Genomic DNA, 22,072 nt, shown 5'->3' on the forward strand with positions numbered 1-22,072 from the left:
GATCCGTTGTTACTTGTCCGCGGCGCCGTCGAAGGTGCCGTGCTCGTCGCGGAAGGCGGCGCAGGCGGCGAGGATGTCGTCGGCGAGCTCCGGGCGGCAGATGAGCAGGTCGGGGATGTAGGTGTCCTCGTTGTTGTAGCGCAGCTCGGAGCCGTCGAGGCGCGAACAGTGCAGCCCCGCGGCGAGGGAGACACCGACGGGTGCGGCCTGGTCCCACTCGTACTGGCCGCCGGCGTGGACGTAGGCATCGTAGTCACCGAGGAGGACGTGCATCGCCTTCGCGCCCGCGGAACCCACCCCGACTGCCTCGAAGCCGAGGCTATCCGCCACGGCGTGGGCGACGGCGGGCGGACGGTTGCGCGACAGCGCCACCTTGCGCGCGTAGGGGCCGGTGACGTGGCGCACGTCGGAGGACTTGAACACCACGCCCAGGTCCGGCAGGCCCACGGCGGCGTGGGTGGGCACCCCGTTTTCCACCAGGGCGACGTGGACGGCCCAGTCCTGGCGGCCGGTGGCGAACTCCTTGGTCCCGTCGAGCGGGTCGACGATCCAGACGCGCTCCTTGCCCAGGCGTTCGGGGTTGTCGGCGGCCTCCTCGGACAGGAAACCGTCGTTGGGGCGGTGCTGGCCGAGCACCCGGGCGATCCAGTTCTGCGCGAGGTCGTCACCCGCCTCGCCCAGCTCGCGGCCGCGGAGCAGGCCTACCCCGCGGATCCCCTTGAGGATTTCCCCCGTGCCCTGCGCAATGAGGTTGGTCAGGCGGGAGTCTGAGTAGGAAGCCGTCATGGGTACGACCCTACCGTAGAGTTGCACCCATGCCCGAGCAGATCCTGGACCGTTTCCACCCCCAGGTGGCGTCGTGGTTCCGCGAGGTCTTCGCCGCGCCCACGCCGGTGCAGGAGCAGGCCTGGGCGTCCATCTCGGCGGGGGAGAACTCGCTGGTTGTCGCGCCGACCGGCTCAGGAAAGACGCTCGCGGCCTTCCTCTGGTCGCTCAACAGCCTCGTCGAGAGGGCGGGGCAACAGGCGCTGCCCATCGACGGCTCCCAGGCCTCCACCCACGGCGGCGTGCGCGTCCTCTACATCTCGCCGCTCAAGGCGCTGGGCGTCGACGTGGAGAACAACTTGCGCGCGCCCCTGAGCGGCATCGCGCGCGTCGCCCAGCGGATGGGCCGCGACATGCCCGACATCTCCGTCGGCGTGCGCTCGGGGGACACCCCGCAGGCGGAGCGCAACCGCCAGGTGCGCAAGCCGCCGGACATCCTCATCACCACGCCCGAGTCGCTCTACCTCATGCTGACGTCGAAGGCCGCGGGCGTCCTGAAGACCGTGGACACGGTCATCGTGGACGAGATCCACGCCCTCGCCGGGACGAAGCGCGGGGTACACCTCACCCTGTCCCTGGAGCGGCTTGCCATGGTCGCCGGCGCGTTCCAGCGCATCGGCCTTTCGGCCACGGTGCGGCCGCTGAGCGCGGTGGCCAACTTCCTCGGACCGCGCACAAGCATCATCAACCCGCCGGGGCAGAAGCGGTGGGAGCTCGACGTGGTGGTTCCCGTGGAGGACATGAGCGACCTGCCCGTCCCGGAGGACGCCTCCACCATCGGGGAGGCGGTGGTCGACGACGTGCTGGACACCGACGGCTTCGACGCGCCCCCGGGTGCCTCCGCCTCAATCTGGCCCCACATCGAGCGCGCCGTCTACGAGGAGGTGATGGCACACCGCTCCACCATCGTCTTCGTCAACTCGCGGCGCTCCGCCGAGCGCCTCACCAGCCAGATCAACGAGCTCTGGGCGAAGGAACACGACCCGGAGGCGTTGAGCCCCGCTACACGACGCCCGCCCGCCCAACTGATGAAGTCAGTCGACACCGCGGGCCACGCCGCCTCCATCATCGCCCGCGCCCACCACGGCAGCGTGTCCAAGGAGGAGCGCCTGCAGACGGAGACCATGCTCAAGGAGGGCTCGCTCAAGGCCGTCGTGTCCACCTCCTCCCTGGAGCTGGGCATCGACATGGGCGCGGTTGACCTGGTCATCCAGGTGGAATCGCCGCCCTCGGTGGCCTCCGGCCTGCAGCGCGTCGGGCGCGCCGGGCACACCGTCGGGGCCGTCTCCGAGGGAACCTTCTACCCCAAGCACCGCTCCGACCTGGTGCAGACGGCCGTGACCGTGCCGCGCATGCGCGCCGGGCTGATCGAGGAGCTGCACACGCCCCTGTCGCCCCTGGACGTGCTCACGCAGCAGACCATTGCCGCGGTGGCGGTGGAGGACCTCGACGTGGACGAGTGGTACGACACCGTGCGCCGTGCCTGGCCGTACCGCGACCTGGCCCGCGAGGTGTACGACGCGGTGATCGACCTCGTTGTCGGCGTGTACCCGTCGACGGACTTCGCGGAGCTGCGCCCCAGGGCCATTCTCGAGGGCACCACGCTGCGCGCCCGTCCCGGCGCCCAGCGGGTGGCCGTGACCAGCGGCGGGACGATCCCGGACCGCGGCATGTTCGGTGTCTTCCTCGTCGGCAGCGGTGCGGAGGGCGGGGTGCCGCGCCGCGTCGGGGAGCTCGACGAGGAGATGGTCTACGAATCCCGGGTGGGTGACGTGTTCACCCTCGGGGCATCGAGCTGGCGCATCGAGAACATAACGCGCGACCAGGTGCAGGTCACCCCGGCACCGGGACACACCGGCAGGCTGCCGTTCTGGACGGGCGACGGGCTGGGCAGGCCGTACGAGCTCGGCAAGGCGCTGGGGGAGTTTCGTCGGGAAGCAAAGGGCGGGGAGAACATTGACCCCTCGCTCGACGAGTTCGCACGGGGAAACCTCGTGCGCTACCTCCAGGAGCAGGAGGAGGCGACCGGCGTCCTGCCGGACGAGAAGACGCTCGTGCTGGAACGCTTCACCGATGAGCTGGGGGACTGGCGGGTGGTGTTGCACACGCCCTTCGGCAAGGGGGTCAACGCCGCGTGGGCGCTGGCCACCGGCTGGCGCGTCGCGCAGGAGACCGGGATGGACGCCCAGGCGGTGGCGGGCGACGACGGCATCGTGCTGCGCCTGCCACAGGGGGAGAAGGAGCCCGACGCCTCACTGTTCCTCTTCGACACCGATGAGATCGCGGACATCGTGACGGAGCAGGTGGGCAACTCCGCCCTGTTCGCGGCGCGTTTCCGGGAGTGCGCGGCGCGAGCGCTCCTGCTTCCGCGGCGCCACCCCGGCAAGCGCGCGCCCCTGTGGCAGCAGCGCCAGCGTGCCGAGCAGCTCCTCGACGTCGCGCGCAACTACCCGTCCTTCCCGATCATCCTGGAGACGGTGCGCGAGTGCCTCCAGGACGTCTACGACCTGCCCGCCCTGCAGTCCGTCATGCGGGACCTGAGCACCAGGCGCGTGCGCGTCGCCGAGGTGACCACGGAGCAGCCCAGCCCCTTCGCCTCCTCGCTGCTGTTCAACTACACGGGGGCGTTCATGTACGAGGGCGACACCCCGCTGGCGGAGAAACGCGCCGCGGCCCTGTCGCTCGACCCGTCGCTGCTGGCCAAGCTGCTGGGCACCGTCGAGCTGCGCGACCTGCTCGACCCACAGATCATTGCGGAGGTCGACGCCTCCCTGCGCCGCCTCGGCCGGGCCGAGACCTCCGAGCAGTTCGCGGACACCCTGCGCATGGTTGGCCCGGTGCCCGTCGACGACCTGCCCGCCTACACCCCCGTGCCGCTGGGTCCGCTGGAGTCCTCCCTGGGCCCCCGCGTGATGCGGGTGCGCATCGGCGGGCGCGAACACATCGCCCAGGCCCTCGACGCGCCGCTGCTTCGCGACGCCCTCGGGGTGCCCGTCCCTCCCGGCGTCGCCGCCCAGGTGGCCACCATCACCGACGCGATGGCCCAGCTTGTGGGCCGGTGGGTGCGCACGCGCGGGCCGTTCACCCTGCGCGACCTCGCCGACGCCTTCGGCCTCGCGGTGGGCGCGGCGTACTCTGCGCTGCAGCCGCTGGTCGACTCCGGCAAGGTTATCGAGGGCCGCTACCGCCAGGGTGTCGAGGAGCAGGAGTACGTGGCCTCCGAGGTGCTGCGGATCATCCGCTCGCGCTCGCTCGCGGCAGCCCGCGCGCAGACCCGCCCCGTCTCCCAGTCCGCCTACGGCCGCTTTCTTCCCGCGTGGCTGAACGTCGCCCCCGTCGGGGTTGTCCCGGCGCTGCGCGGCGCCGACGGGGTGTACGCCGTGCTCGAGCAGCTCGCCGGGGTGCGCCTGCCCGCCTCCGCGTGGGAGTCCTGGGTGCTGCCCTCCCGGGTGGGCGACTACCGCCCCGTCATGCTCGACGAGCTCACGGCCGCCGGGGAGGTGGCCATCGTCGGCGCCGGGAAGGCGGGCGCCCGCGACCCGTGGATCATGCTCCTTCCGCAGGACTATGCCGCCCAGCTCATGCCGCAGGTGGAGGAGCCGCTGCTCTCCCTGACGCAGTCGCAGGTGATGGAGAAGGTCCGCACCGGCGGCGGGTTCCTCTTCACCGATCTGTTTTCCGGAACCACCACCGCCGAGGAGCTGCGCGAATCCGTGTGGGACCTGGTCGAATCGGGGCTTGTCTCGCCCGACTCCTTCGCCCCCATCCGCGCCCGCCTCGCCGGGGGGAAGACCGCGCACCGCGCCAAGCGGCGCCCCTCGCGCTCCCGGGTGCGTTCCGGACGGACGTCGTTCGCCTCACTCACCCCGCCCGACATGGTGGGGCGATGGGCCGCCTCACCGCTCGCCGACACCGACGCCACCCGCCGCTCCGTCGCCCTGGGCGAGGCCTGGCTGGACCGCTACGGGGTGGTCACCCGCGGCGCCGTCACCGCCGAGGACGTGCTCGGCGGGTTCGCCCTGGCGTACAAGGTGCTCAGCGGCTTCGAGGAGTCCGGCAAGGCGATGCGCGGTTACCTCATCGAGGGCCTGGGCGCCGCGCAGTTCTCCACGCCCGCGACCATCGACCGCCTCCGCGGCCACCAGGACTCGGATGATGTTGTCGGCTGGCCATCGGGCACGCGCGAGCCCCACGTCCACGTCCTTGCCGCGACCGACCCCGCCAACCCCTACGGCGCGGCGCTGCCCTGGCCGGACCAGGGACCGACGCGCAGCGCGGGGGCCGTCGTCGTGCTTGTCGACGGCCTCCTCGCCGCCCACGTCACCCGCGGCGGAAAGACCATGACCACGTTCTTCGACCACTTCCCGGAAGGCACCGGCGACCCGCTCGGCCTGGTCGTTTCCGCCCTCACCGATGCCGTGCGCCTCGGACGGATGCGCCCGCTGAACGTGGAGAAGCTCAACGGGGAGGCGGCGTTTTCGCTGCGCGACTACGGCGCGTCGGTGACGCACAAGGGGGCGAAGATCGGCGGCTCGGCGGCGGCGCCGCCGAAGAGGCGCGGGCGCTCCGTGGCCGAGGCGCTGGGGGAGCTGCCGGGGGACCTGCCGGGGGAGTTGAGCTTCGACGATTAGGGGCGCCGCCCTCTGCCGGCGGGGAGTAGCCTGTAGCGCATGCCAGAGGGGGATTCCGTCTATCAGCTCGCCAAGCGCCTGAAGTTCATGGAGGGCCGGGCCGTCACCCGGTGCGAGCTACGGGTCCCCCGTTACGCCACCGTGGATTTCACCGGCCTGACCTGCGAGAGGGTGTGGCCCTACGGCAAGCACCTGTTCATGCGGTTCGGAAACGACATCCTGCACACCCACCTGAAAATGGAGGGGACGTGGTCGATCCACCGCGCCGGAACCCGGTGGCGCAAGCCGGCCCACACTGCCCGCGTTGTGCTGCGGCTCGCGGACCCGCCGGGTGACATCGAGCTGGTCGGCCACCAGCTCGGCCTGGTGGAGGCCTTTCCGGCGCGCGAGTACGGGGAGCGGACGGGCTACCTCGGCCCGGACATGCTCGCGGAGGAGTTCGACCACGACGAGGTGGTGCGGCGGATCCTGCGCACGCCGCGCCTCGAAATCGGGCGGGCGCTGCTGGACCAGCGCAACGCCGCGGGCATCGGCAATGAGTACCGGGCGGAGGTCGGGTTTCTCGCCGGGACGCACCCTGGGGAGCTGGTGGGCCGGGTGGACGTCGACAAGCATGTGCGCATCGCGCGGCGGCTGATGTGGGCGAACAAGGACTCGCCGGTGCGGGTGACCACGGGGGTCAAACGGGCGGGCGAGACGAGCTACGTGTTCGGTCGCAACAACAAGCCGTGCAGGCGATGCACCACGCTGATCCGCAAGGGTTTCCTCGGCGGAGCGGGGGACCTGGAGCGGGTTATCTGGTGGTGCCCCCGATGCCAGCCCGCTCCCGCAGCGATCGGCGGATGAGGAGGGCTGAACCGGTGGCGAGGCCCGCGAGCACGATGAGGTAGACCACGTTCGCGTACGCGCCGATGTAGGTGCCCACGAGGTGCCAGTTCTCGCCGAGGAAGTACCCGAGTGCGAGGAGGGCCGCGTTCCACGCGGCGGAGCCGAGGGCGGTCCACAGACCGAAGGCGAGCGGGTTCATCCGATCCAGACCCGCGGGGATCGAGATGAGCGAGCGGATGCCCGGGATGAGGCGGCCGAAGAGAACGGAGACCCGCCCGTAGCGGCGGAAGAAACCCAGCGCGGAGTCGACGTCGGAGACGCGCACGAGCCACATTCGCCCGGCAATGCGGCGCAGCCTATCGACGCCCAGCCACGCGCCGGCAAAGTACAGGGCGTACGCACCGGCAACGGAGCCGGCGACCGACCAGAGGAACACCTCGACGAGGTTCAGCGAGCCCTGGGCGACGGTGAAGCCGGCGAGCGGGAGGACGAATTCAGAGGGAATCGGTGGGAAGAGGTTCTCCAGAAGAATGGCGATGCCGACGCCGGGGGCGCCGAGCACCTCCATCAGGTGGACAACCCAGTCGATGACTGCCTGCATGCGGGGCCTTTCTCAGTGCGGGATCGCGGGCGGGTGCACCACCCGAGGTCAGCCCCACATTGTGCCCTATTCCACCTCGGTGGACCAGGTGTGCACCGGCGCGCCCGTCTCCTGGTTCTTCAGGTACTGGCGCACCACCCGGGAGAGGGCCTCCATCCGCTCCGGGGTGCCGGGGCGGGTGCCCGGGCCGGCCTCCGTGAGGGCGGCGAGCTGCCACACCGCGCCGTTCTGGCGGCGCGTGGCGCGGCCCTCGATGATGCCCATGTACTCCTCGATGCTCTCCGGGGCCACGTCGAGCATGGCGAGACCCTCGCGGGCCTGGGGCAGCAGGTGGGAGGTGATCAGGTCGGCGACCTCGATCATGCCCAGGGTGGGCCACTTCATGCGGGCGGTGAGGCCGTCGCGGGCACCCGCCTGGAAGTTCCTCTCCGCCTGCTCGAAGCTCAGGCGCGACCAGACCGGGCGGGTCTGCTCACCGAGGAACTTCACCATGCCGTAGTAGAAGGCGGCGTCGGCGATGATGTCCTTCACCGTCGGGCCGGCGGGCAGCAGGCGGTTCTCCACGCGGATGTGGGAAAGCTTGCCGTTGGGGTCGTAGATGGGCCGGTTCCAGCGCCACACGGTGCCGTTGTGCAGGTTGAGGTAGTGCAGGCCCGGGCTGTTGCCCTGCATCATGGGCTTGCCGGCCTCCACGCGGCCCTCCGGAATGAGCGGGGAGAAGTAGCGGACGTTCTCCTCGAAGAGGTCGAACACGGAGGTGATCCAGCGCTCGCCGAACCACACCCGCGGGCGCACACCCTGGTGGATGAGCTCCTTGGTGCGGGTGTCGATGGCCTGCTCGAAGACCGGGATGCGCGACTCGTGCCACAGGCGGTGGCCCATGAACAGGGGCGAGTTGGCCCCGATCGCGGCCTGCACGCCGGCGATGGCCTGCGAGGCGTTCCAGGCGTCGGCGAAGCGGTCGGGGGCGACCTGCAGGTGCAGCTGCATCGAGGTGCAGGTGGATTCGGTGGAGATGTCCTCGAAGTCATGGCTGAAGCTCTCCACGCGGCTGAGCTCCTGGTGCAGCAGCTCGCCCCGGGATTCCATGACGGAGTTGTTCAGTCCGTGGTAGCGGTACTCGTTGGTGATCCAGCGCGGGTCCTCGAGGAACTCCGTGGTCACGGTGGGCAGGGTGCCGATCATCGCGACGTGGGTGCCCACCGCCTCGGCAGCCTCCTTGACCGTCTTCAGGCGGGCGGTGAGGTTTTCCTCGAGCTCCGCCAGCCCGTTCGCCTCGATGCTGTGCGGCGGCAGGTTGAGCTCGACGTTGTAGGAGCCGATCTCGGACTGGTAGTCGTCGCTAAGCCGCTCGAGCACCTCCTGGTTGCGGCGGGCGGGCTGCATGGCGTCGTCGACGAGATTGAGCTCGAGCTCGAGGCCGATGGTGCCCTGGCTGACGAACTCCGCGTCCTGCAGGTGGCGGTCGAAGACCTCCAGCTCGTCCTCGAGGCGCTTGCGGTAGATCGAGCGCTGCCGCGGCGTGTACGTGTCGGTGGAGATTGAGTCGCCCATTGTTACTTCATGCTCCTGTACCAGGTGATCAGCGCGTCGGTGGAGGTGTCACCGGTGTCGGGGGTCTCGGCGCCGGAGACCGCGGCCGCGAGCTGGTTCGCCTGCTGCTTGCCCAGCTCCACGCCCCACTGATCGAAGGCGTTGATGTCCCAGATGACGGATTCGGTGAACACGATGTGCTCGTAGAGCGCGATGAGCGCGCCCAGGGTGTGCGGGGAGAGCTCTTTCGCGAGGATGGTGGTGGTCGGCCGGTTGCCCGGCATCACCTTGTGCGGGGCGAGCTGCGGGTCGACGCCCTCGCCCTTGATCTCCTCGACATCCTTGCCGAAGGCGAGGACCTTCGTCTGCGCGAAGAGGTTGCCCATCAGAAGGTCGTGCATCGAACCGGTGCCGTCGGCGGTGGGCAGGTCCTCGCGCGGCTCGGCGAAGCCGATGAAGTCCGCCGGCACCATCGTCGTGCCCTGGTGAAGCAGCTGGTAGAAGGCGTGCTGGCCGTTGGTTCCCGGCTCTCCCCAGAAGATCTCACCGGTGTCGTAGAAGACCCGGGTGCCGTCGCGGGTCACCGACTTGCCGTTCGACTCCATGGTGAGCTGCTGGAGGTAGGCGGGGAAGCGGGAGAGGTCCTCGGAGTAGGGAAGCACGGCGTGCGTCTGCGCACCGTGGAAGTTGCGGTACCAGATGTTGAGCAGGCCCATGAGGGCCGGGACGTTGGAACGCAGGTCGGCGGTGCGGAAGTGCTCGTCGACGGCGTGGAAACCCTCGAGGAAGCGCATGAAGTCCATCGGACCGATGACCGCCATAAGGGACAGCCCGATGGCCGAGTCGACGGAGTAGCGCCCTCCGACCCAGTCCCAGAAGGGGAACATGTTCGAGGTGTCGATGCCGAACTCCGCGACCTTCTCCGCGTTGGTGGAGACAGCCACGAAGTGCTTTGCGACGGCCCCCTCGTCGCCCCCGAACTTCTCCAGCAGCCACCGTTTCGCCGCGTGCGCGTTGGCCAGCGTCTCCTGGGTGGTGAAGGTCTTGGAGGCGACGATGAAGAGGGTCTCCTCCGCGTTGGCCCGGTCGAGGACGCTGACCATGTCCGCCGGATCGACGTTGGAGACGAACTCGGCGGTGATCCCGGCCGTGGCGTAGGAACGCAGCGCCTTCGTGGCCATGGCGGGGCCGAGGTCGGAGCCGCCGATGCCGATGTTGACCACCTTCTTGATCGTGTGGCCGGTGTGGCCGCGCCACTCGCCGGAGCGCAGGGCGGCGGCGAAATCACGCATCCGCCCCAGCACCTCGTGGACGTCCGCGGCGACATCCTGGCCGTCGACGCTTAGGTTCTCCTCGGCCGGCATGCGCAGAGCGGTGTGGAGGACGGAACGGTCCTCGGTGGTGTTGATGCGCGCCCCCGAGAACATCTCCCCGATGCGATCGGCGAGGCCGGCCTGCTCGGCCAGGGCCACGAGGGCGCCGAGCACCTCGTCGTCGACGAGGTTCTTGGACAGGTCGACGTGCAAACCGGCGGCATCGAAGGTCAGCTTCTCCGCGCGGGCGGGGTCCGAGGCAAAAAGGTTGCGCAGCGTCATCCCGCCCTTCTGCGCGTGCAGGTTGGTCAGGTCTGCCCAGGCGGGGGTGGACGTGATGGTGGTCATTGATCCTCCTAGACGGGAAGGGTGTCAGATACCTTCCACGCTAGTGCAAAGCTGGGCCCCGCACGCCCGCGCGGATGTATAGGGTGAAGGAATGAGCATCGTGAAGATCAACGCCATTTCCGTGCCCGAGGGTGGTGGGGAGGAGCTCGAGCGCCGCTTCTCCGCCCGCAAGCACGCCATCGACTCCCAGGCGGGGTTCGAGGGTTTCCAGCTGCTGCGCCCGACAAAGGGGGAGGACCGCTACTTCGTGGTCACCCGCTGGGCCGACGAGGACTCATACCGGGCCTGGTGGGCTGGCGAGGGGCGCGCCGCCCACGTGCACGGGGGCAGTGCGGGTGCGCCGCAGCGCCCGCCGGTCTCGCAGAAGGCCGAGCTGCTCGAGTTCGATGTCGTGCTCGACTCGCTCGAGAAGTAGCCCGCTCCAGCAGGCCCCGGGAGCAGGTCTCAGCCGAGCTTGCCGCGCCCCAGGCGGAGGAGGATCGTGGCCAGGGCCGGGCCCTCCTCGCCGAGCTCGTCGCGGAACTGGTTGATGATGGCCACCTCCCGCGTGTGCACCAGCTTCGTGCCGCCGGAACCGACGCGCGTCTTCCCGATCGCCTGCGAGACCTCGGAGCGGCGCTTGACCGCCTCCAGGATGACCCTGTCGAGGCGGTCGATTTCCTTGCGGTACTGCTGAATCTCCGCGTCCGACAGGGGATCGTCGGTGCCGCTGGGCATGCGGATCTCGAATTCGCTCATGACGGCCGATTATGCCACCAGGGGCGTGTCCGGACGGGATTGTAGGGTGGTAGCCATCATGAATTCAGATCTCGTTTTGGGCCTTAACCCGCAGCAAGAGGCAGCCGTGAAGCATACCGGCGGCCCACTGCTCATCGTCGCCGGAGCGGGATCCGGCAAGACCGCGGTGCTCACCCGGAGGATCGCGTACCTCATGCAGAACCGCGGCGTCGCACCCTGGCAGATACTGGCGATCACCTTCACCAACAAGGCGGCCGCGGAGATGCGCGAGCGCGTCTCCCGCCTCGTCGGCCCGGAGGCCGAGCGCATGTGGGTGGCCACCTTCCACTCCGTGTGCGTACGCATCCTGCGCCAGCAGGCCCAGCTCGTGCCCGGGCTGAACACCAACTTCACCATCTACGACAGCGACGATTCGCGCCGCCTGCTCGGCATGATCGCGAAGGACCTCAACCTCGACCTGAAGAAGTTCTCGGCCCGCACCCTCGCCAACGCCATCTCCAACCTGAAGAACGAGCTCGTCGGCCCCGAGCGCGCGCTTGACGACGCCACACGAACCCGCAATCCCTTCGAGACAACCGTGGCCCAGGTTTACGCCGAGTACCAGCGGCGCCTGCGGCAGTCGAACTCCCTCGATTTCGACGACCTCATCGGAGAGGTCGTACGCATCTTCTCTGAGCACCCGCAGGTCACCGACTACTACCGCCGTCGGTTCCGCCACGTCCTCGTGGACGAGTACCAGGACACCAACCACGCGCAGTACATGCTCGTGCGCACTCTCGTCGGGGACGGCCCGGACGCGCCCGAGCTGGCCGTGGTGGGCGACTCCGACCAGTCCATCTACGCGTTCCGGGGGGCGACGATCCGCAACATCGAGGAGTTCGAGCGGGACTACCCCGATGCCACAACGATCATGCTGGAGCAGAACTACCGCTCCACGCAGACGATCCTCAGCGCGGCCAACGCGGTCATCGCCCAGAACGAGGGCCGACGGCCGAAGAACCTCTGGACGGACCAGGGGGAGGGCGACAAGATCATCGGCTACGTCGCCGACAACGAGCACGACGAGGCCCGCTTCATCGCTTCCGAGATCGACGAGCTGGCCGACAACGGCGTCGCCTACTCGGACATTGCCGTGATGTACCGCACCAACAACGCGTCGCGCGCCCTGGAGGACATCTTCATCCGCTCGGGCATCCCGTACAAGGTGGTCGGCGGCACGCGCTTCTACGAGCGGCGCGAGATCCGCGACGTGGTGGCCTACCTGAAGGTGCTGGGGAACCCCGATGACACGGTCTCTCTTCGGCGCATCATCAACGTGCCCAAGCGAGCCATCGGAGACAAGGCGCAGGCCGTCATCGCCCTCCACGCGGACAACCTCGACGAGAGCTTCGGCGCGGCGCTCGGGGCGGCCGCCCGCGGCGAGGTCGGGATGCTCAACACCCGGGCCAAAAACGCCGTCGCGGGGTTCGTCTCCATGATGGACACGCTGCGCGGTGAGCAGGCGGAGATGCGCAACGAAGTCACCGGGATGCCGGATCTGGGTCAGCTGGTCACCCGCATCCTCGAGGTGACCGGCTACCGGGCGGAGCTGGAGGCGTCCAACGATCCGCAGGACGGAGCCCGGTTGGACAACCTCAACGAGCTGGTCTCCGTGGCCCGCGAGTTCTCCTCCGAGGCGGCACTGCAGATGGCGTACATGAGCCAGGAGGAGATCGACGACTTCCTCTCTGAGGGTGAGCCCATGCCGGGGAGCCTCGAGGCGTTCCTGGAGAAGGTCTCCCTGGTCGCCGACGCCGACCAGATTCCCGACAACGAGCAGGGTGTGGTGACGCTGATGACCCTCCACACGGCGAAGGGGCTGGAGTTCCCCTACGTGTTCGTCACCGGCTGGGAGGACGGTCAATTCCCCCACCTGCGCGCCCTGGGTGACCCGGAGGAGCTGGCGGAGGAGCGGCGCCTCGCGTACGTGGGCATCACCCGCGCGAAACGCAAGCTCTACCTCACCCGGGCCATGCTCCGCTCCTCATGGGGCAACCCGGTGACTAACCCGGCGAGCCGGTTCCTCACGGAGGTCCCGGACGAGCTCGTCGACTGGCGCCGCCTCGAACCGGAGCGGGGGTTCACCTCCTCGGCGTGGGGGGCACCCGCTCCGGTGCGGTCGCCGCGCCCGCGCAAGGCGGCCGGCAGCGGGGCGAAGGTGAACAAGAACCTGAAGCTTGCAGCGGGGGACAGGGTGAACCACGCGAAATACGGCCTCGGCACCGTCCAGTCCGTGGAGGGATCAGGGGTGCGCGAGACCGTGACGATCGATTTCGGTTCGTCGGGAACGGTCCGCCTCATGCTCATCGGCGGCGTGCCGATGGAAAAGCTCTAGGAACCGCCCCTGCGGCGCCGCGGGCTTAGAGAACGAGGCCCTGCTGGCGCAACCAGGACTGCGGGTCCGCGTGGTTGACGCCGTCCGGCTTGATCTCGAAGTGCAGGTGCGGCCCGGTGGACTGCCCTTCGCTGCCGATGGAGGCGATCTGCTGCCCGGCCGTGACGCGCTGCCCCACGGCGACGTCGTAGTGGCGCATGTGGCCGTAGACGGACACCTCGCCGCCGTCGTGCTTGATCACGACCCAGTTGCCGAAGCCCTGCGCGGGGCCAGCGTTGATCACGGTGCCGTCCATCACCGCGTAAATCGGTGTCCCGGCGTCGTTGGCGATGTCGATGCCCTCATGGACGCGGCCCCAGCGCTCCCCGAAGCTGGAGCTGACGTGGCCCGCCGCCGGCATGACCACCGTGCGGCCGTCGCTCGTGCGACCCTTCTGCATGGTGACGATTGTGCCCGGCTCGGCGGTCGGGGGGACCCCCAGCTCCTTTTCCAGGCTGCGGGGGTCGTAGACGACCTTGTAATCGCCGGCGTTGACGGTGAGCCCCGTGGTGGTGATCTGCGCCGCGGCCTTGGTCAGGGCCGCGACAATGTCCTGCTCGCTGGTGACGGGTGCGCCGCCGACGTTGACGGTCAGCGCGGAAGCGGGGACTGCGGCGGCGGCGAGGGTGACGGCCGCGGCCACCGCGGCGGTAAGCAGGGGGTGTTTCATGTGCTGGAGATACCTCTTCGTGTCGCGGACTGGGCGGGGCCCGGAGGGGGCCGTCTACTGGGAAAGAATCTATCGGGCCCGGGGTGGGCGGGCAACGCCGTGACGTGCCGTTTTCCCCTTCGCCCACCGCGAAAATCCGCGAAAGGGCAGCTCACCGCAATTGTTTCGCAAGTGAAAAAAGATAAAATTGTTACGGATGTGACGGGGGTACGGGCCACCCCCGGGAACGGCGAAGCCCCGCCGAAGGACTCGGCGGGGCTGTCGTGCGAAGAGGGGTGCGCTGCTAAAGCGTGATGCCGTGGGCTGCGAGCCACGGGATCGGATCGACCGGCGTGGTGCCGTCCGGGTGGATCTCGAAGTGCAGGTGCGGCCCGGTGGAGAAGCCCTCGCTGCCGATTCCGGCGATCTCCTGGCCGGCGGTGACCTGCTGGCCAACGGTCACGGCGATGGTGGACATGTGGCCGTAGACGGAGACGGAACCGTCCTCGTGGCGGATGCGCACCCACTTGCCGTAACCCTGGGCGGGGCCGGCGTCGATGACGGTGCCACCCTCGACGGCACGGATCGGGGTGCCGATGGCGTTGGCGATGTCCACGCCGTTGTGCATGGCGCCCCAGCGGCCGCCGAAGCCGGAGGTGAAGACGCCGTCCGCGGGCTTGACGCTCAGCGGCGCGCGGGCGGCCTCGTCGAGCTTGGCCACGACGTCCGAGTGCTGCACCGCCTTGTTCAGCTGGTCGGTGAGGTTATCCACGGGCTTGTACTCGGAGATGGTGAGGATCTGCGGCGCGGCCTCCATCGGAGCGGCGGTGCCGTTGGGGGAGTCGACGACGTCGGAGTCGGCGGCGAGACGGTAGTCCGCGCCCGGCTCGACGGTCTTGTCGCCGCTCAGAACGGCAGCGGCGGCACCGGACACGCCGGCGGTGGAGACCGCACCGGTGGCAACCGCGACGAGGGCGATACGGCCCTTCTTCGGGGACTGCTTGCGGTGCTTTCCGCCCTTGCGTGCCTGGGAAGTCGAAATGATCATCTACGCCTCTTCGGATCGGGGGGAGCGGGTTACAACTCTTCGCGGATTGTAACCTTCCTGTTATCTACGAAGGGTTACTGTAACGAATCGGTTTCACCTAGGCAAGCCGTATCGCGAAGTTAAATAGTCGTTCTTCCAGTGAAAAGCGTTACACGCCCCGCCGCCGCCGAACCCCCGGAGTGTCTTTCGTCGGCGGGGTGCGGGGTGGGTGGCAGAGTTGGGGGCGATGAGCAACAAGTCCAGCCCGCGATCCGCCCGTACAAAGACGCGTCCCGTCCGGGGCCGAGTGGCCGCTTCCGAGCAGAGGAAAAAGACGCCGCCCGCCCCCGAGACCTGGGGTGACCGCCTGCGCCACTACCTGCCGTTCGTGGCGGTGCCGCAGCTCGTGGTCGTGCTCGCGATCATCGTTGTGTGCCTGACATCGGTGCTCGTCACCGGCGCGCGCCTTTCGTACCTGCCCGGTGCGATCGGGGCGACCTGGCTTGCGGTTCACGGCGCGGCGCTGCGCTACGACGGTGTGACCCTTGGTGCGATGCCGATCCTGCCCGTCGTCGGGGTTGTGGCGCTCACGGCATCGCGCGTGCGCGCGGCGGTGCGCAGGCGTGTCAGTGTCGCGGACCTCGTTGCACTGACGGTTCTCATCGTCGCGGCCACGCTCACGCTGGCTGCGGTGTCCCTGTTCATGGTCGGCGACGCCTCGCGCGTGTATCGCATTGACCTGCCCCCCGTGCTGCCCGCGCTGCTCTACCCGGTCGTGGTCCAGCTCGCCGGCCTCGCCGTCGGGATGGGCCCGGTCCTCTGGCGCGCCCTCGCGCGCCGGTACGGCGCGCCGGCCGAGCTGGTGGACTCCGCCCTCCTGGCGTGGCGCCTCGTGGGGCGCCTTCTCGCCGCCGCGGCGGTTGTTTACCTCGTCCTCCTGGCCTTCGGCCACGCCCGCATCGGCGAGCTGCTCGGCTCGTATCCCGTGCTGACGGGGAGCGGGGGCACGGTGCTGGGACTGCTCAGCCTGGCGTACCTGCCGAACGCGGTCGTCGCCACCCTCGGGGTGCTCCTCGGTGGCAGCTTCGGCTACGCGGACGGGTCCGCCTCGCTGTTCGCCGTCGACAACGTCCCGTTCCCGCCCCTGCCCCTCTTCGGCGCGGTCCCGGGCGCCGCCGCGGCGTGGGCGCCCGCGCTCATGCTCGTGCCCGCGGCCGTCGTCCTCCACACGCTCGTGCGCACCCGCATCTCGCTTTTCGACGCCCTCACATCCGCGGCCTGGTCCGCCCTCTTCGCCTTCCTGCTCGCCCTGTTCGCCGGGGGGACCGCCGGCGCCTACGGCTACGTCGGTGTCAACCCGTTCGCGCTGGCGGCGCTGGCCTTCGTCTGGGTGGGGCTGCCGGGGACGCTGACGGTGGCCGTCGCAAAGCTGCGCGCGGGCAGGCGGGAGTCAGCGCCGGCGGGACCGGAGGAGGAACCCGGGCCCACCCACGTGGCGGCGGACACGGGTACCGACACCGGGGCAGAGGCCCAGGATGAGGTCGAGGCGGAGGTTGTGGAAGACGAGGACGAGCCGGAAGCAAGCGAGGAGACCGCCGAAACTGGCGGGGACATCCCCGAAACCGGCGAGGAGACCACCGAAGCTCCCGCGACCACGGAAGAACCCGGGGCTGAATCCGGCAGCACAAAGTGGGTGCCACCCGAGACCGGGGAGTAATCCCAGGCTAGACTCGGTTAGGTGACTGACCGCACCACCGTATCCGTTGTCGTGCTCGTGTCGGGCTCGGGCACCCTCCTGCAGTCCATCCTGGATAACCAGGGTGAAAAGTACCGGGTCGAGCTCGTCGTCGCCGACAAGGAATGCCCCGCCCTCGAACGGGCGGGCAGGGCCGGCGTCCCCGCGCGCACCGTCGCCCTCGAGGGGGACCGCGGGGCCTGGAACGAGCGCCTCCGCGATGTTGTCGACGGCGCCGGGCCCGACATCGTCGTCTCGGCCGGGTTCATGCGCATTCTCGGGCGGCAGTTCCTCGACCGCTTCGAGGGTCAGCTGATCAACACGCATCCCGCACTGCTGCCGTCCTTCCCGGGCGCGCACGCCGTGCGGGATGCGTTGGCTTACGGGGTCAAAGTCACCGGCACCACCGTCCACTACATCGACGAGGGTGTGGACACGGGCGGGATCATCGCCCAGAAGGCCGTGGAGGTGCTCGACGGGGAAACCGAGGAGCACCTCCACGAACGCATCAAACAGGAAGAGCGGGCGCTCATCGTCGATGTGCTGCGCCGCGCGACCATCACCGACGGAAAGGTCACGTTCCCATGACGGAAAACCGCATCCCGATCAAGCGCGCACTCATCAGCGTCTACGACAAGACGGGTCTCGAGGACCTGGCCCGCGCGCTCGGCGACGCCGGCGTGGAGATCGTCTCCACCGGCTCCACCGCGCAGCGCATCAAGGACGCCGGAGTCCCGGTGACCGAGGTCGCCGAGCTGACCGGATTCCCGGAGGTGCTCCAGGGCCGGGTGAAGACTCTCCACCCGCGCGTGCACGCCGGCATCCTCGCCGACCTGCGCAAGGACGAGCACGCACAGCAGCTCAGCGAACTCGAGATCGAGCCCTTCCAGCTCGTGGTGGTCAACCTCTACCCCTTCGAGGAGACCGTCGCTTCCGGCGCCGACTTCGACGAATGCGTCGAGCAGATCGACATCGGTGGCCCGTCCATGGTGCGCGCGGCGGCGAAGAACCACCCGTCGGTGGCCATCGTGACCTCGCCGGAGCAGTACGGCGACCTCGCCCGCTCCGTGCGCGAGGGCGGCTTCACCGCCGACGAGCGCCGCGTGCTCGCCGCCCGCGCGTTCTCCCACACCGCCGACTACGACTCCGCTGTGGCGGACTGGATGGAGGAGCAGCTCGAGGGCGAGGAGGCCGGCGCGCTGCGCTACGGCGAGAACCCGCACCAGGCCGCCCGCCTGGTCAACGAGGGCTGGGGCCTGGCGAACGCCACCCAGCACGGCGGCAAGGAAATGAGCTACAACAACTACCAGGATGCCGACGCGGCATGGCGCGCGGCGTGGGACCACGAGCGGCCCTGCGTGGCCATCATCAAGCACGCCAACCCCTGCGGTGTCGCCGTGGCTGACGACTCCATCGCCGAGGCGCACAAGAAGGCACACGCCTGCGACCCGGTCTCCGCCTACGGCGGCGTGATCGCGAGCAACCGCGAGGTCACCCTCGAGATGGCGCAGCAGGTCAAGCCGATCTTCACCGAGGTCATCATCGCGCCCTCCTACGAGCCCGAGGCCCTGGAGCTGCTGAAGGAGAAGAAGAACCTGCGCATTCTGGAGGTCGAGCCCGAGGAGACGGACGAGGAGATCCGCCAGATCTCCGGCGGTTTCCTCATCCAGGAGCGCGACACCTACCAGGCGGAGGGCGACCGCGCCGAGAACTGGACGCTCGCCGCCGGCGAGGCCGCCTCCGCTGAGGTGCTCGCCGAGCTCGAATTCGCGTGGCACTCCGTGCGCTGCGTCAAATCCAACGCCATCCTCATCGCCGCCGACGGTGCTTCCGTGGGCATCGGCATGGGGCAGGTCAATCGCGTCGACAGCGCCAAGCTGGCCGTCGAGCGCGCCAACACCCTTGACGAGGGCCGCAACCGCACCAACGGCGCGGTCGCCGCCTCCGATGCCTTCTTCCCCTTCGCGGACGGGTTCCAGGTGCTTGCCGACGCCGGCGTGACGGCCGTCGTGCAGCCCGGAGGGTCCATCCGTGATGACGAGGTCATCGCCGCCGCGAACGAGGCCGGCGTGACCATGTATTTCACCGGCACCCGCCACTTCGCCCACTAGACCCTTCCCAGAGACGGAGACCGAACCCATGTACGACGACCCGCGACCCTCCTCGAATTCCGGGCTGACGACAGGCCTTCTGGCCGGGATCATCATCCTCCTGCTCGCGCTGGTGGGCATCGCCGCGTACCTTCTCGGCTCCGGGGGGTTGAAGGGCGGCGGGGGATCCGATTCCCCGGCCACCGTGGTGCAGACGCTGACGTCCACGCGTTCCGACGCCCCGGCGAACAACCCCGCGCCCGCCGCCCCCGCCGCCCCGGCCGCCTCGAACTGCAACTACAGCAGCTACTCCGCGGCCAGCTCGGTCACCACCGACTCGTTCGCCGCCAACGTGTACTCGGCGTTCAAGTCCGAGTGCCTGCGGGCCAACAGCCCGGCGGTCAACGTGGTGGCCACGAGCCCGGTCACGGGACGCTCGTACTCGATGAGCTGCGGCGGGTCCACCACTGTGTACTGCCGCGGCGGGGACAACGCCGTCGTCGCGATCTGGTGAGCGTGACGTTGCGCTGCGCGTGCGCCCTCGCCGCCGCGGGGCTTGCGCTGGGCTCCTGCACCATCGACACGGGACGGGGGAGCGACGCGGGAAGCGAAGTGGTCACCTCCACGAGCGTCGTCGTGGTGGATCCCCCGGTAGCCGTGGGCGGGCCGGAGCCGGCCGCAAGCCCGCCCCCGCCCGCCCCTGCCGCGACGGGGAATTCCCTGCAGTCGGTCGTGGATTCGGTCGCCGCCGCCTACGGCGGGTCCGTCGGAATCGCGGTGGCTGGACCGGACGGGGTGAGGGCATACGGCGACGACGGTGCCTACCCGGCGTGGTCGACAATCAAGGTGCCCGTTGCCGTGGCCGCGTACCGCACCGTTCCGCAGGCGGCCGCGGCCCTCGCGGGGCCTGCGGTGACGCAGTCCGACAACGCTGCCGCCCAGGGCATGTGGGACGCCCTGCCGGCCGGCGCGGCGGATGCCGTCCTGGCCGAGGCGGGCGTGGGTGCCCAAGTGAACACCGCCGTGATCCGCCCGGAGTTCTCCACGTTCGGGCAGACGCTCCTCACGGCGAGCCAGGAGGCCACGCTGGCGGCGCAGCTCCCGTGCCTCGCCGGCGCCGGCCCAGTGCTGGAGCTCATGGGTCAGGTCGCGCCCGATCAGCGCTACGGCCTCGGGCAGTTCGACGGTGCACGCTTCAAGGGCGGATGGGGGCCCAGCCCGGCCGGGGGCTACCAGGTGCGCCAGCTCGGTCTCGTCCCGCTGCCCGCGGGTGGGAACGCCGCGCTCGCGCTCACGGTCATCCCGGCCTCGGGGGACTACGCCACCGGCCAGGCCATGGCCACCGCCCTTGCGGAGGGCATCAGGCCCCTGCTGGGTACCCTGCCGGCGTCGTCCTGCTAGCCGGACTGCGCCTTCCCACCCGACGGCGGCTTCTCAGCTGCCGGCGGCTTCTTGCTGGATGCCGCAGGCGGGGACACGGAGGAGACCAGGTCGAGGGTCCGCATGCCCCGGTTCTCCGGCAGGTCCGCGTGGAGGACATCGAGGACGGCATCGGCGATCATGACCGACGGGGCGGGGAGTGCGTCGTCGACAAGCGGGTAGGGGGCCTTGCCGGTGTTGTCGCGCATCTCGATCGCGGCGAGCGTCATGTGGAAGGGCAGCTCGATGCGGGGGTCGTCGTCGCCGACGATCTCGGCCGCCAGGCCCCGGAAGATGTCCTCGAGGGCACCGCGGGCCTCGTGGTAGTCGTGGAACTCCTCCGACAACGCCACCGGCAGCTGGTAAAGGCGACCGATGTTCCAGTTCGAGGAAAGGAGGATGCGGGTCTCGGCCGCGACGAGCGCCCACAGCTTGAGGGCGGGTGACTCGTCCGACTTGGCCAGGTCCTCCGCGAGGTCGAGGGAGGGCTGCACGGTGCCCATGAGAAGCGTGAGGAAGATCTCCGCCTTGGAGGGGAAGTGGTAGTACAAGGATGCCTGCCGGATGCCGACCGCATCGGCGATCTGGTGCGTCGATGTCGTGGCGAAGCCCTGGATGGTGAAGAGCTCGGAGGATGCGTCGAGGATCTCGTCCCGCGCCGTCTTTCCCTTGCGGCGGGGGCTGTTCTTCCGGGGTCGTCCGACCGTTCCGGTCATCGGTGTCCCTGCCTTTCTCAATTTCAACCTGCTAACCAAAAGGTACACGACGTGGTGTGTTGGGGGACGAAAACACCCGCCCCAGCGAGTGGGACGGGTGTGTCGAAAGACTCTTACGCTGCTATCGTCAACCGGGTCTTAGCGGCTGGTGAACGGCAGAAGAGCCATCTCGCGCGCGTTCTTCACGGCGGTGGCCACCTGGCGCTGCTGCTGCGGCGTCAGGCCGGTCACGCGGCGCGAGCGGATCTTGTGGCGGTCGGAGATGAAGAGACGCAGGGTCTCCAGATCCTTGTAGTCGACCTGCTCGATGCCCTTGGCCTTGAGCGGGTTCTTCTTCGGGCGGCGGGACTGCTCCATGCGCGCCTTGCGGGGGTTAGTGTTGCGCTTCATAGTTTCAGGCTCCTCCTTACCACGAAGACTTGCGGATGCCCGGAAGCTCACCGCGGTGAGCCATCTCGCGCATGCGGACACGGGACAGACCGAACTTGCGGAGGTAACCGCGCGGGCGGCCGTCGTGCGAGTCGCGGTTGCGGACGCGGGACGGGGATGCATCACGGGGCTGGCGGTTCAGTTCGAACTGCGCCTCGAGGCGATCCTCTTCGGGGGTCTCCGGGTTACGGATGATTGCCTTGAGCTCAGCGCGACGCTCCGCGTAGCGAGCGACGATCTCCTTACGCTTCTCGTTCTTGGCGATCTTAGACTTCTTAGCCATAAATTATCGCTCCTCGCGGAATTCGACGTGCTTGCGCACGATCGGGTCGTACTTCTTCAGGGAGATACGATCCGGGTTGTTGCGCTTGTTCTTGCGGGTTACGTAGGTGTAACCGGTGCCCTCGGTGCTCTTCAGCTTGATGATGGGGCGGATATCGTTGCGTGCCATTAGACCTTCTCACCTCGCGCGCGGATAGCGGCGACGACAGACTCGATGCCGTCGCGGTCGATGATCTTGAGACCCTTGGTGGAAACCGTCAGGGTGATGGTACGGCCCTCGGAGGGCAGGTAGAACCGCTTCTTCTGCACGTTGGGGTTCCAACGGCGCGAGTGGCGGCGGTGCGAGTGCGAGACCGTCTTGCCGAACGACGGCTGACGTCCCGTGACCTGGCAATGTGCCGACATGGGTTAGCTTCTTTCTCTTCTGCCGCCCACGCTAATGATTGCCGGTAAGGGTGACACCGCACTCGGTTTGCCGCCGTGGCCGGTGTGAGG

Annotated in this window: 21 protein-coding genes; 9 read left to right on the forward strand and 12 right to left on the reverse strand. The window is 69.1% G+C overall.

The genetic code is table 11. The features are described 5' to 3' along the window. Window positions 1-9: 9 nt before the first annotated feature. On the reverse strand, window positions 10-786 hold the full coding sequence (locus B3611_RS02370; RefSeq protein WP_291313472.1) for a 3'(2'),5'-bisphosphate nucleotidase CysQ: 777 nt from the start codon (window positions 784-786) through the stop codon (window positions 10-12). A 29-nt stretch (window positions 787-815) separates the two neighbouring features. Between B3611_RS02370 and B3611_RS02375 the strand changes: the two genes are divergently transcribed. Beyond that, window positions 816-5,456 carry an ATP-dependent helicase gene (locus B3611_RS02375; RefSeq protein WP_291313473.1) on the forward strand — a complete coding sequence of 1,547 codons (4,641 nt, stop codon included), beginning with the start codon at window positions 816-818 and terminating at the stop codon, window positions 5,454-5,456. 39 nt (window positions 5,457-5,495) lie between these two features. Continuing rightward, on the forward strand, window positions 5,496-6,302 hold the full coding sequence (locus B3611_RS02380; protein WP_291313474.1) for a DNA-formamidopyrimidine glycosylase family protein: 807 nt from the start codon (window positions 5,496-5,498) through the stop codon (window positions 6,300-6,302). On the opposite strand, the gene B3611_RS02385 is transcribed toward B3611_RS02380, so the two are convergent. From B3611_RS02385 to pgi, 3 genes are all read right to left on the reverse strand, one after another. Next, window positions 6,250-6,885: a DedA family protein gene (locus B3611_RS02385; protein WP_291313475.1), complete on the reverse strand. Its 636-nt coding sequence runs from the start codon at window positions 6,883-6,885 to the stop codon at window positions 6,250-6,252. The two genes, B3611_RS02380 and B3611_RS02385, sit on opposite strands and share 53 nt — an antisense overlap. Before the next feature lie 66 nt (window positions 6,886-6,951). Then, window positions 6,952-8,439 (reverse strand): glutamate--cysteine ligase, encoded by a 1,488-nt coding sequence (locus tag B3611_RS02390; protein WP_291313476.1) that lies wholly within the window; start codon window positions 8,437-8,439, stop codon window positions 6,952-6,954. Between the two features lie 2 nt (window positions 8,440-8,441). After that, a complete protein-coding gene (gene pgi, locus B3611_RS02395) occupies window positions 8,442-10,079 on the reverse strand; it encodes a glucose-6-phosphate isomerase (RefSeq protein WP_291313477.1) in 1,638 nt (545 codons plus the stop codon). A gap of 91 nt (window positions 10,080-10,170) precedes the next feature. Here pgi and B3611_RS02400 point away from each other — a divergent pair, with 91 nt between their 5' ends. Continuing rightward, window positions 10,171-10,494, forward strand: coding sequence for an antibiotic biosynthesis monooxygenase family protein (locus B3611_RS02400; RefSeq protein WP_291313478.1), 324 nt, complete (start codon window positions 10,171-10,173; stop codon window positions 10,492-10,494). A 29-nt stretch (window positions 10,495-10,523) separates the two neighbouring features. Here the strand turns inward: B3611_RS02400 and B3611_RS02405 are convergent, their stop codons facing one another. Next, window positions 10,524-10,817: a chorismate mutase gene (locus B3611_RS02405; protein ID WP_291313479.1), complete on the reverse strand. Its 294-nt coding sequence runs from the start codon at window positions 10,815-10,817 to the stop codon at window positions 10,524-10,526. A gap of 58 nt (window positions 10,818-10,875) precedes the next feature. Here B3611_RS02405 and pcrA point away from each other — a divergent pair, with 58 nt between their 5' ends. Then, window positions 10,876-13,191: a DNA helicase PcrA gene (pcrA, locus tag B3611_RS02410; protein WP_291313480.1), complete on the forward strand. Its 2,316-nt coding sequence runs from the start codon at window positions 10,876-10,878 to the stop codon at window positions 13,189-13,191. A gap of 25 nt (window positions 13,192-13,216) precedes the next feature. Here pcrA and B3611_RS02415 read toward each other — a convergent pair whose 3' ends face one another. Both B3611_RS02415 and B3611_RS02420 read right to left on the reverse strand, forming a co-directional pair. Further along, the gene (locus B3611_RS02415; RefSeq protein ID WP_291313481.1) at window positions 13,217-13,900 is read right to left on the reverse strand and encodes a M23 family metallopeptidase; all 684 of its coding nucleotides are present in this window, start codon (window positions 13,898-13,900) and stop codon (window positions 13,217-13,219) included. 283 nt (window positions 13,901-14,183) lie between these two features. After that, window positions 14,184-14,927 carry a M23 family metallopeptidase gene (locus B3611_RS02420; RefSeq protein WP_291313482.1) on the reverse strand — a complete coding sequence of 248 codons (744 nt, stop codon included), beginning with the start codon at window positions 14,925-14,927 and terminating at the stop codon, window positions 14,184-14,186. Window positions 14,928-15,153: 226 nt separating this feature from the next. Between B3611_RS02420 and B3611_RS02425 the strand changes: the two genes are divergently transcribed. Genes B3611_RS02425 through B3611_RS02445 form a run of 5 tightly spaced genes read left to right on the forward strand, consistent with a single transcriptional unit; the run spans window position 15,154 to window position 20,132 of the window. Continuing rightward, on the forward strand, window positions 15,154-16,623 hold the full coding sequence (locus B3611_RS02425) for a DUF6350 family protein (RefSeq protein WP_291313483.1): 1,470 nt from the start codon (window positions 15,154-15,156) through the stop codon (window positions 16,621-16,623). A 21-nt stretch (window positions 16,624-16,644) separates the two neighbouring features. Next, window positions 16,645-17,229, forward strand: a complete 585-nt coding sequence (gene purN, locus B3611_RS02430) for a phosphoribosylglycinamide formyltransferase (protein WP_291313484.1) — start codon at window positions 16,645-16,647, stop codon at window positions 17,227-17,229. Then, a complete protein-coding gene (gene purH, locus B3611_RS02435; RefSeq protein WP_291313485.1) occupies window positions 17,226-18,752 on the forward strand; it encodes a bifunctional phosphoribosylaminoimidazolecarboxamide formyltransferase/IMP cyclohydrolase in 1,527 nt (508 codons plus the stop codon). Before purN ends, purH begins: the two co-directional genes overlap by 4 nt. Window positions 18,753-18,780: 28 nt before the next feature. Beyond that, window positions 18,781-19,245 carry a hypothetical protein gene (locus B3611_RS02440; protein ID WP_291313486.1) on the forward strand — a complete coding sequence of 155 codons (465 nt, stop codon included), beginning with the start codon at window positions 18,781-18,783 and terminating at the stop codon, window positions 19,243-19,245. Window positions 19,246-19,247: 2 nt separating this feature from the next. Beyond that, window positions 19,248-20,132: a hypothetical protein gene (locus tag B3611_RS02445; protein ID WP_291313487.1), complete on the forward strand. Its 885-nt coding sequence runs from the start codon at window positions 19,248-19,250 to the stop codon at window positions 20,130-20,132. Here the strand turns inward: B3611_RS02445 and B3611_RS02450 are convergent. The 5 genes from B3611_RS02450 to rpmB form a co-directional block, all read right to left on the reverse strand. Then, window positions 20,129-20,866, reverse strand: a complete 738-nt coding sequence (locus B3611_RS02450) for a TetR/AcrR family transcriptional regulator (RefSeq protein WP_291313488.1) — start codon at window positions 20,864-20,866, stop codon at window positions 20,129-20,131. The two genes, B3611_RS02445 and B3611_RS02450, sit on opposite strands and share 4 nt — an antisense overlap. Window positions 20,867-21,004: 138 nt before the next feature. Continuing rightward, window positions 21,005-21,256, reverse strand: a complete 252-nt coding sequence (rpsR, locus tag B3611_RS02455; protein WP_291313489.1) for a 30S ribosomal protein S18 — start codon at window positions 21,254-21,256, stop codon at window positions 21,005-21,007. 16 nt (window positions 21,257-21,272) lie between these two features. Beyond that, window positions 21,273-21,578, reverse strand: a complete 306-nt coding sequence (gene rpsN, locus B3611_RS02460) for a 30S ribosomal protein S14 (RefSeq protein ID WP_291313490.1) — start codon at window positions 21,576-21,578, stop codon at window positions 21,273-21,275. A gap of 3 nt (window positions 21,579-21,581) precedes the next feature. Beyond that, window positions 21,582-21,746: a 50S ribosomal protein L33 gene (gene rpmG, locus B3611_RS02465; RefSeq protein WP_019194228.1), complete on the reverse strand. Its 165-nt coding sequence runs from the start codon at window positions 21,744-21,746 to the stop codon at window positions 21,582-21,584. Continuing rightward, on the reverse strand, window positions 21,746-21,982 hold the full coding sequence (gene rpmB / locus B3611_RS02470) for a 50S ribosomal protein L28 (protein WP_291313491.1): 237 nt from the start codon (window positions 21,980-21,982) through the stop codon (window positions 21,746-21,748). The genes rpmG and rpmB overlap by 1 nt, the downstream gene beginning before the upstream one ends. Between the last annotated feature and the right edge of the window lie 90 nt (window positions 21,983-22,072).

It is taken from the genome of Corynebacterium sp. UBA2622 (assembly GCF_002339505.1).
Lineage (GTDB): Bacteria > Actinomycetota > Actinomycetes > Mycobacteriales > Mycobacteriaceae > Corynebacterium.

Coding starts and splice junctions, on each gene's coding strand:
- B3611_RS02390 (WP_291313476.1), bottom strand. CDS start 8,439: ATGGGCGACTCAATCTCCACCGACACGTACACGCCGCGGCAGCGCTCG.
- pcrA (WP_291313480.1), top strand. CDS start 10,876: ATGAATTCAGATCTCGTTTTGGGCCTTAACCCGCAGCAAGAGGCAGCC.
- B3611_RS02440 (WP_291313486.1), top strand. CDS start 18,781: ATGTACGACGACCCGCGACCCTCCTCGAATTCCGGGCTGACGACAGGC.
- rpsN (WP_291313490.1), bottom strand. CDS start 21,578: ATGGCTAAGAAGTCTAAGATCGCCAAGAACGAGAAGCGTAAGGAGATC.
- B3611_RS02415 (WP_291313481.1), bottom strand. CDS start 13,900: ATGAAACACCCCCTGCTTACCGCCGCGGTGGCCGCGGCCGTCACCCTC.
- pgi (WP_291313477.1), bottom strand. CDS start 10,079: ATGACCACCATCACGTCCACCCCCGCCTGGGCAGACCTGACCAACCTG.
- rpmG (WP_019194228.1), bottom strand. CDS start 21,746: ATGGCACGCAACGATATCCGCCCCATCATCAAGCTGAAGAGCACCGAG.
- B3611_RS02420 (WP_291313482.1), bottom strand. CDS start 14,927: ATGATCATTTCGACTTCCCAGGCACGCAAGGGCGGAAAGCACCGCAAG.
- B3611_RS02450 (WP_291313488.1), bottom strand. CDS start 20,866: ATGACCGGAACGGTCGGACGACCCCGGAAGAACAGCCCCCGCCGCAAG.
- B3611_RS02375 (WP_291313473.1), top strand. CDS start 816: ATGCCCGAGCAGATCCTGGACCGTTTCCACCCCCAGGTGGCGTCGTGG.
- B3611_RS02400 (WP_291313478.1), top strand. CDS start 10,171: ATGAGCATCGTGAAGATCAACGCCATTTCCGTGCCCGAGGGTGGTGGG.
- rpsR (WP_291313489.1), bottom strand. CDS start 21,256: ATGAAGCGCAACACTAACCCCCGCAAGGCGCGCATGGAGCAGTCCCGC.
- B3611_RS02385 (WP_291313475.1), bottom strand. CDS start 6,885: ATGCAGGCAGTCATCGACTGGGTTGTCCACCTGATGGAGGTGCTCGGC.
- B3611_RS02370 (WP_291313472.1), bottom strand. CDS start 786: ATGACGGCTTCCTACTCAGACTCCCGCCTGACCAACCTCATTGCGCAG.
- B3611_RS02405 (WP_291313479.1), bottom strand. CDS start 10,817: ATGAGCGAATTCGAGATCCGCATGCCCAGCGGCACCGACGATCCCCTG.
- B3611_RS02380 (WP_291313474.1), top strand. CDS start 5,496: ATGCCAGAGGGGGATTCCGTCTATCAGCTCGCCAAGCGCCTGAAGTTC.
- B3611_RS02425 (WP_291313483.1), top strand. CDS start 15,154: ATGAGCAACAAGTCCAGCCCGCGATCCGCCCGTACAAAGACGCGTCCC.
- rpmB (WP_291313491.1), bottom strand. CDS start 21,982: ATGTCGGCACATTGCCAGGTCACGGGACGTCAGCCGTCGTTCGGCAAG.
- purH (WP_291313485.1), top strand. CDS start 17,226: ATGACGGAAAACCGCATCCCGATCAAGCGCGCACTCATCAGCGTCTAC.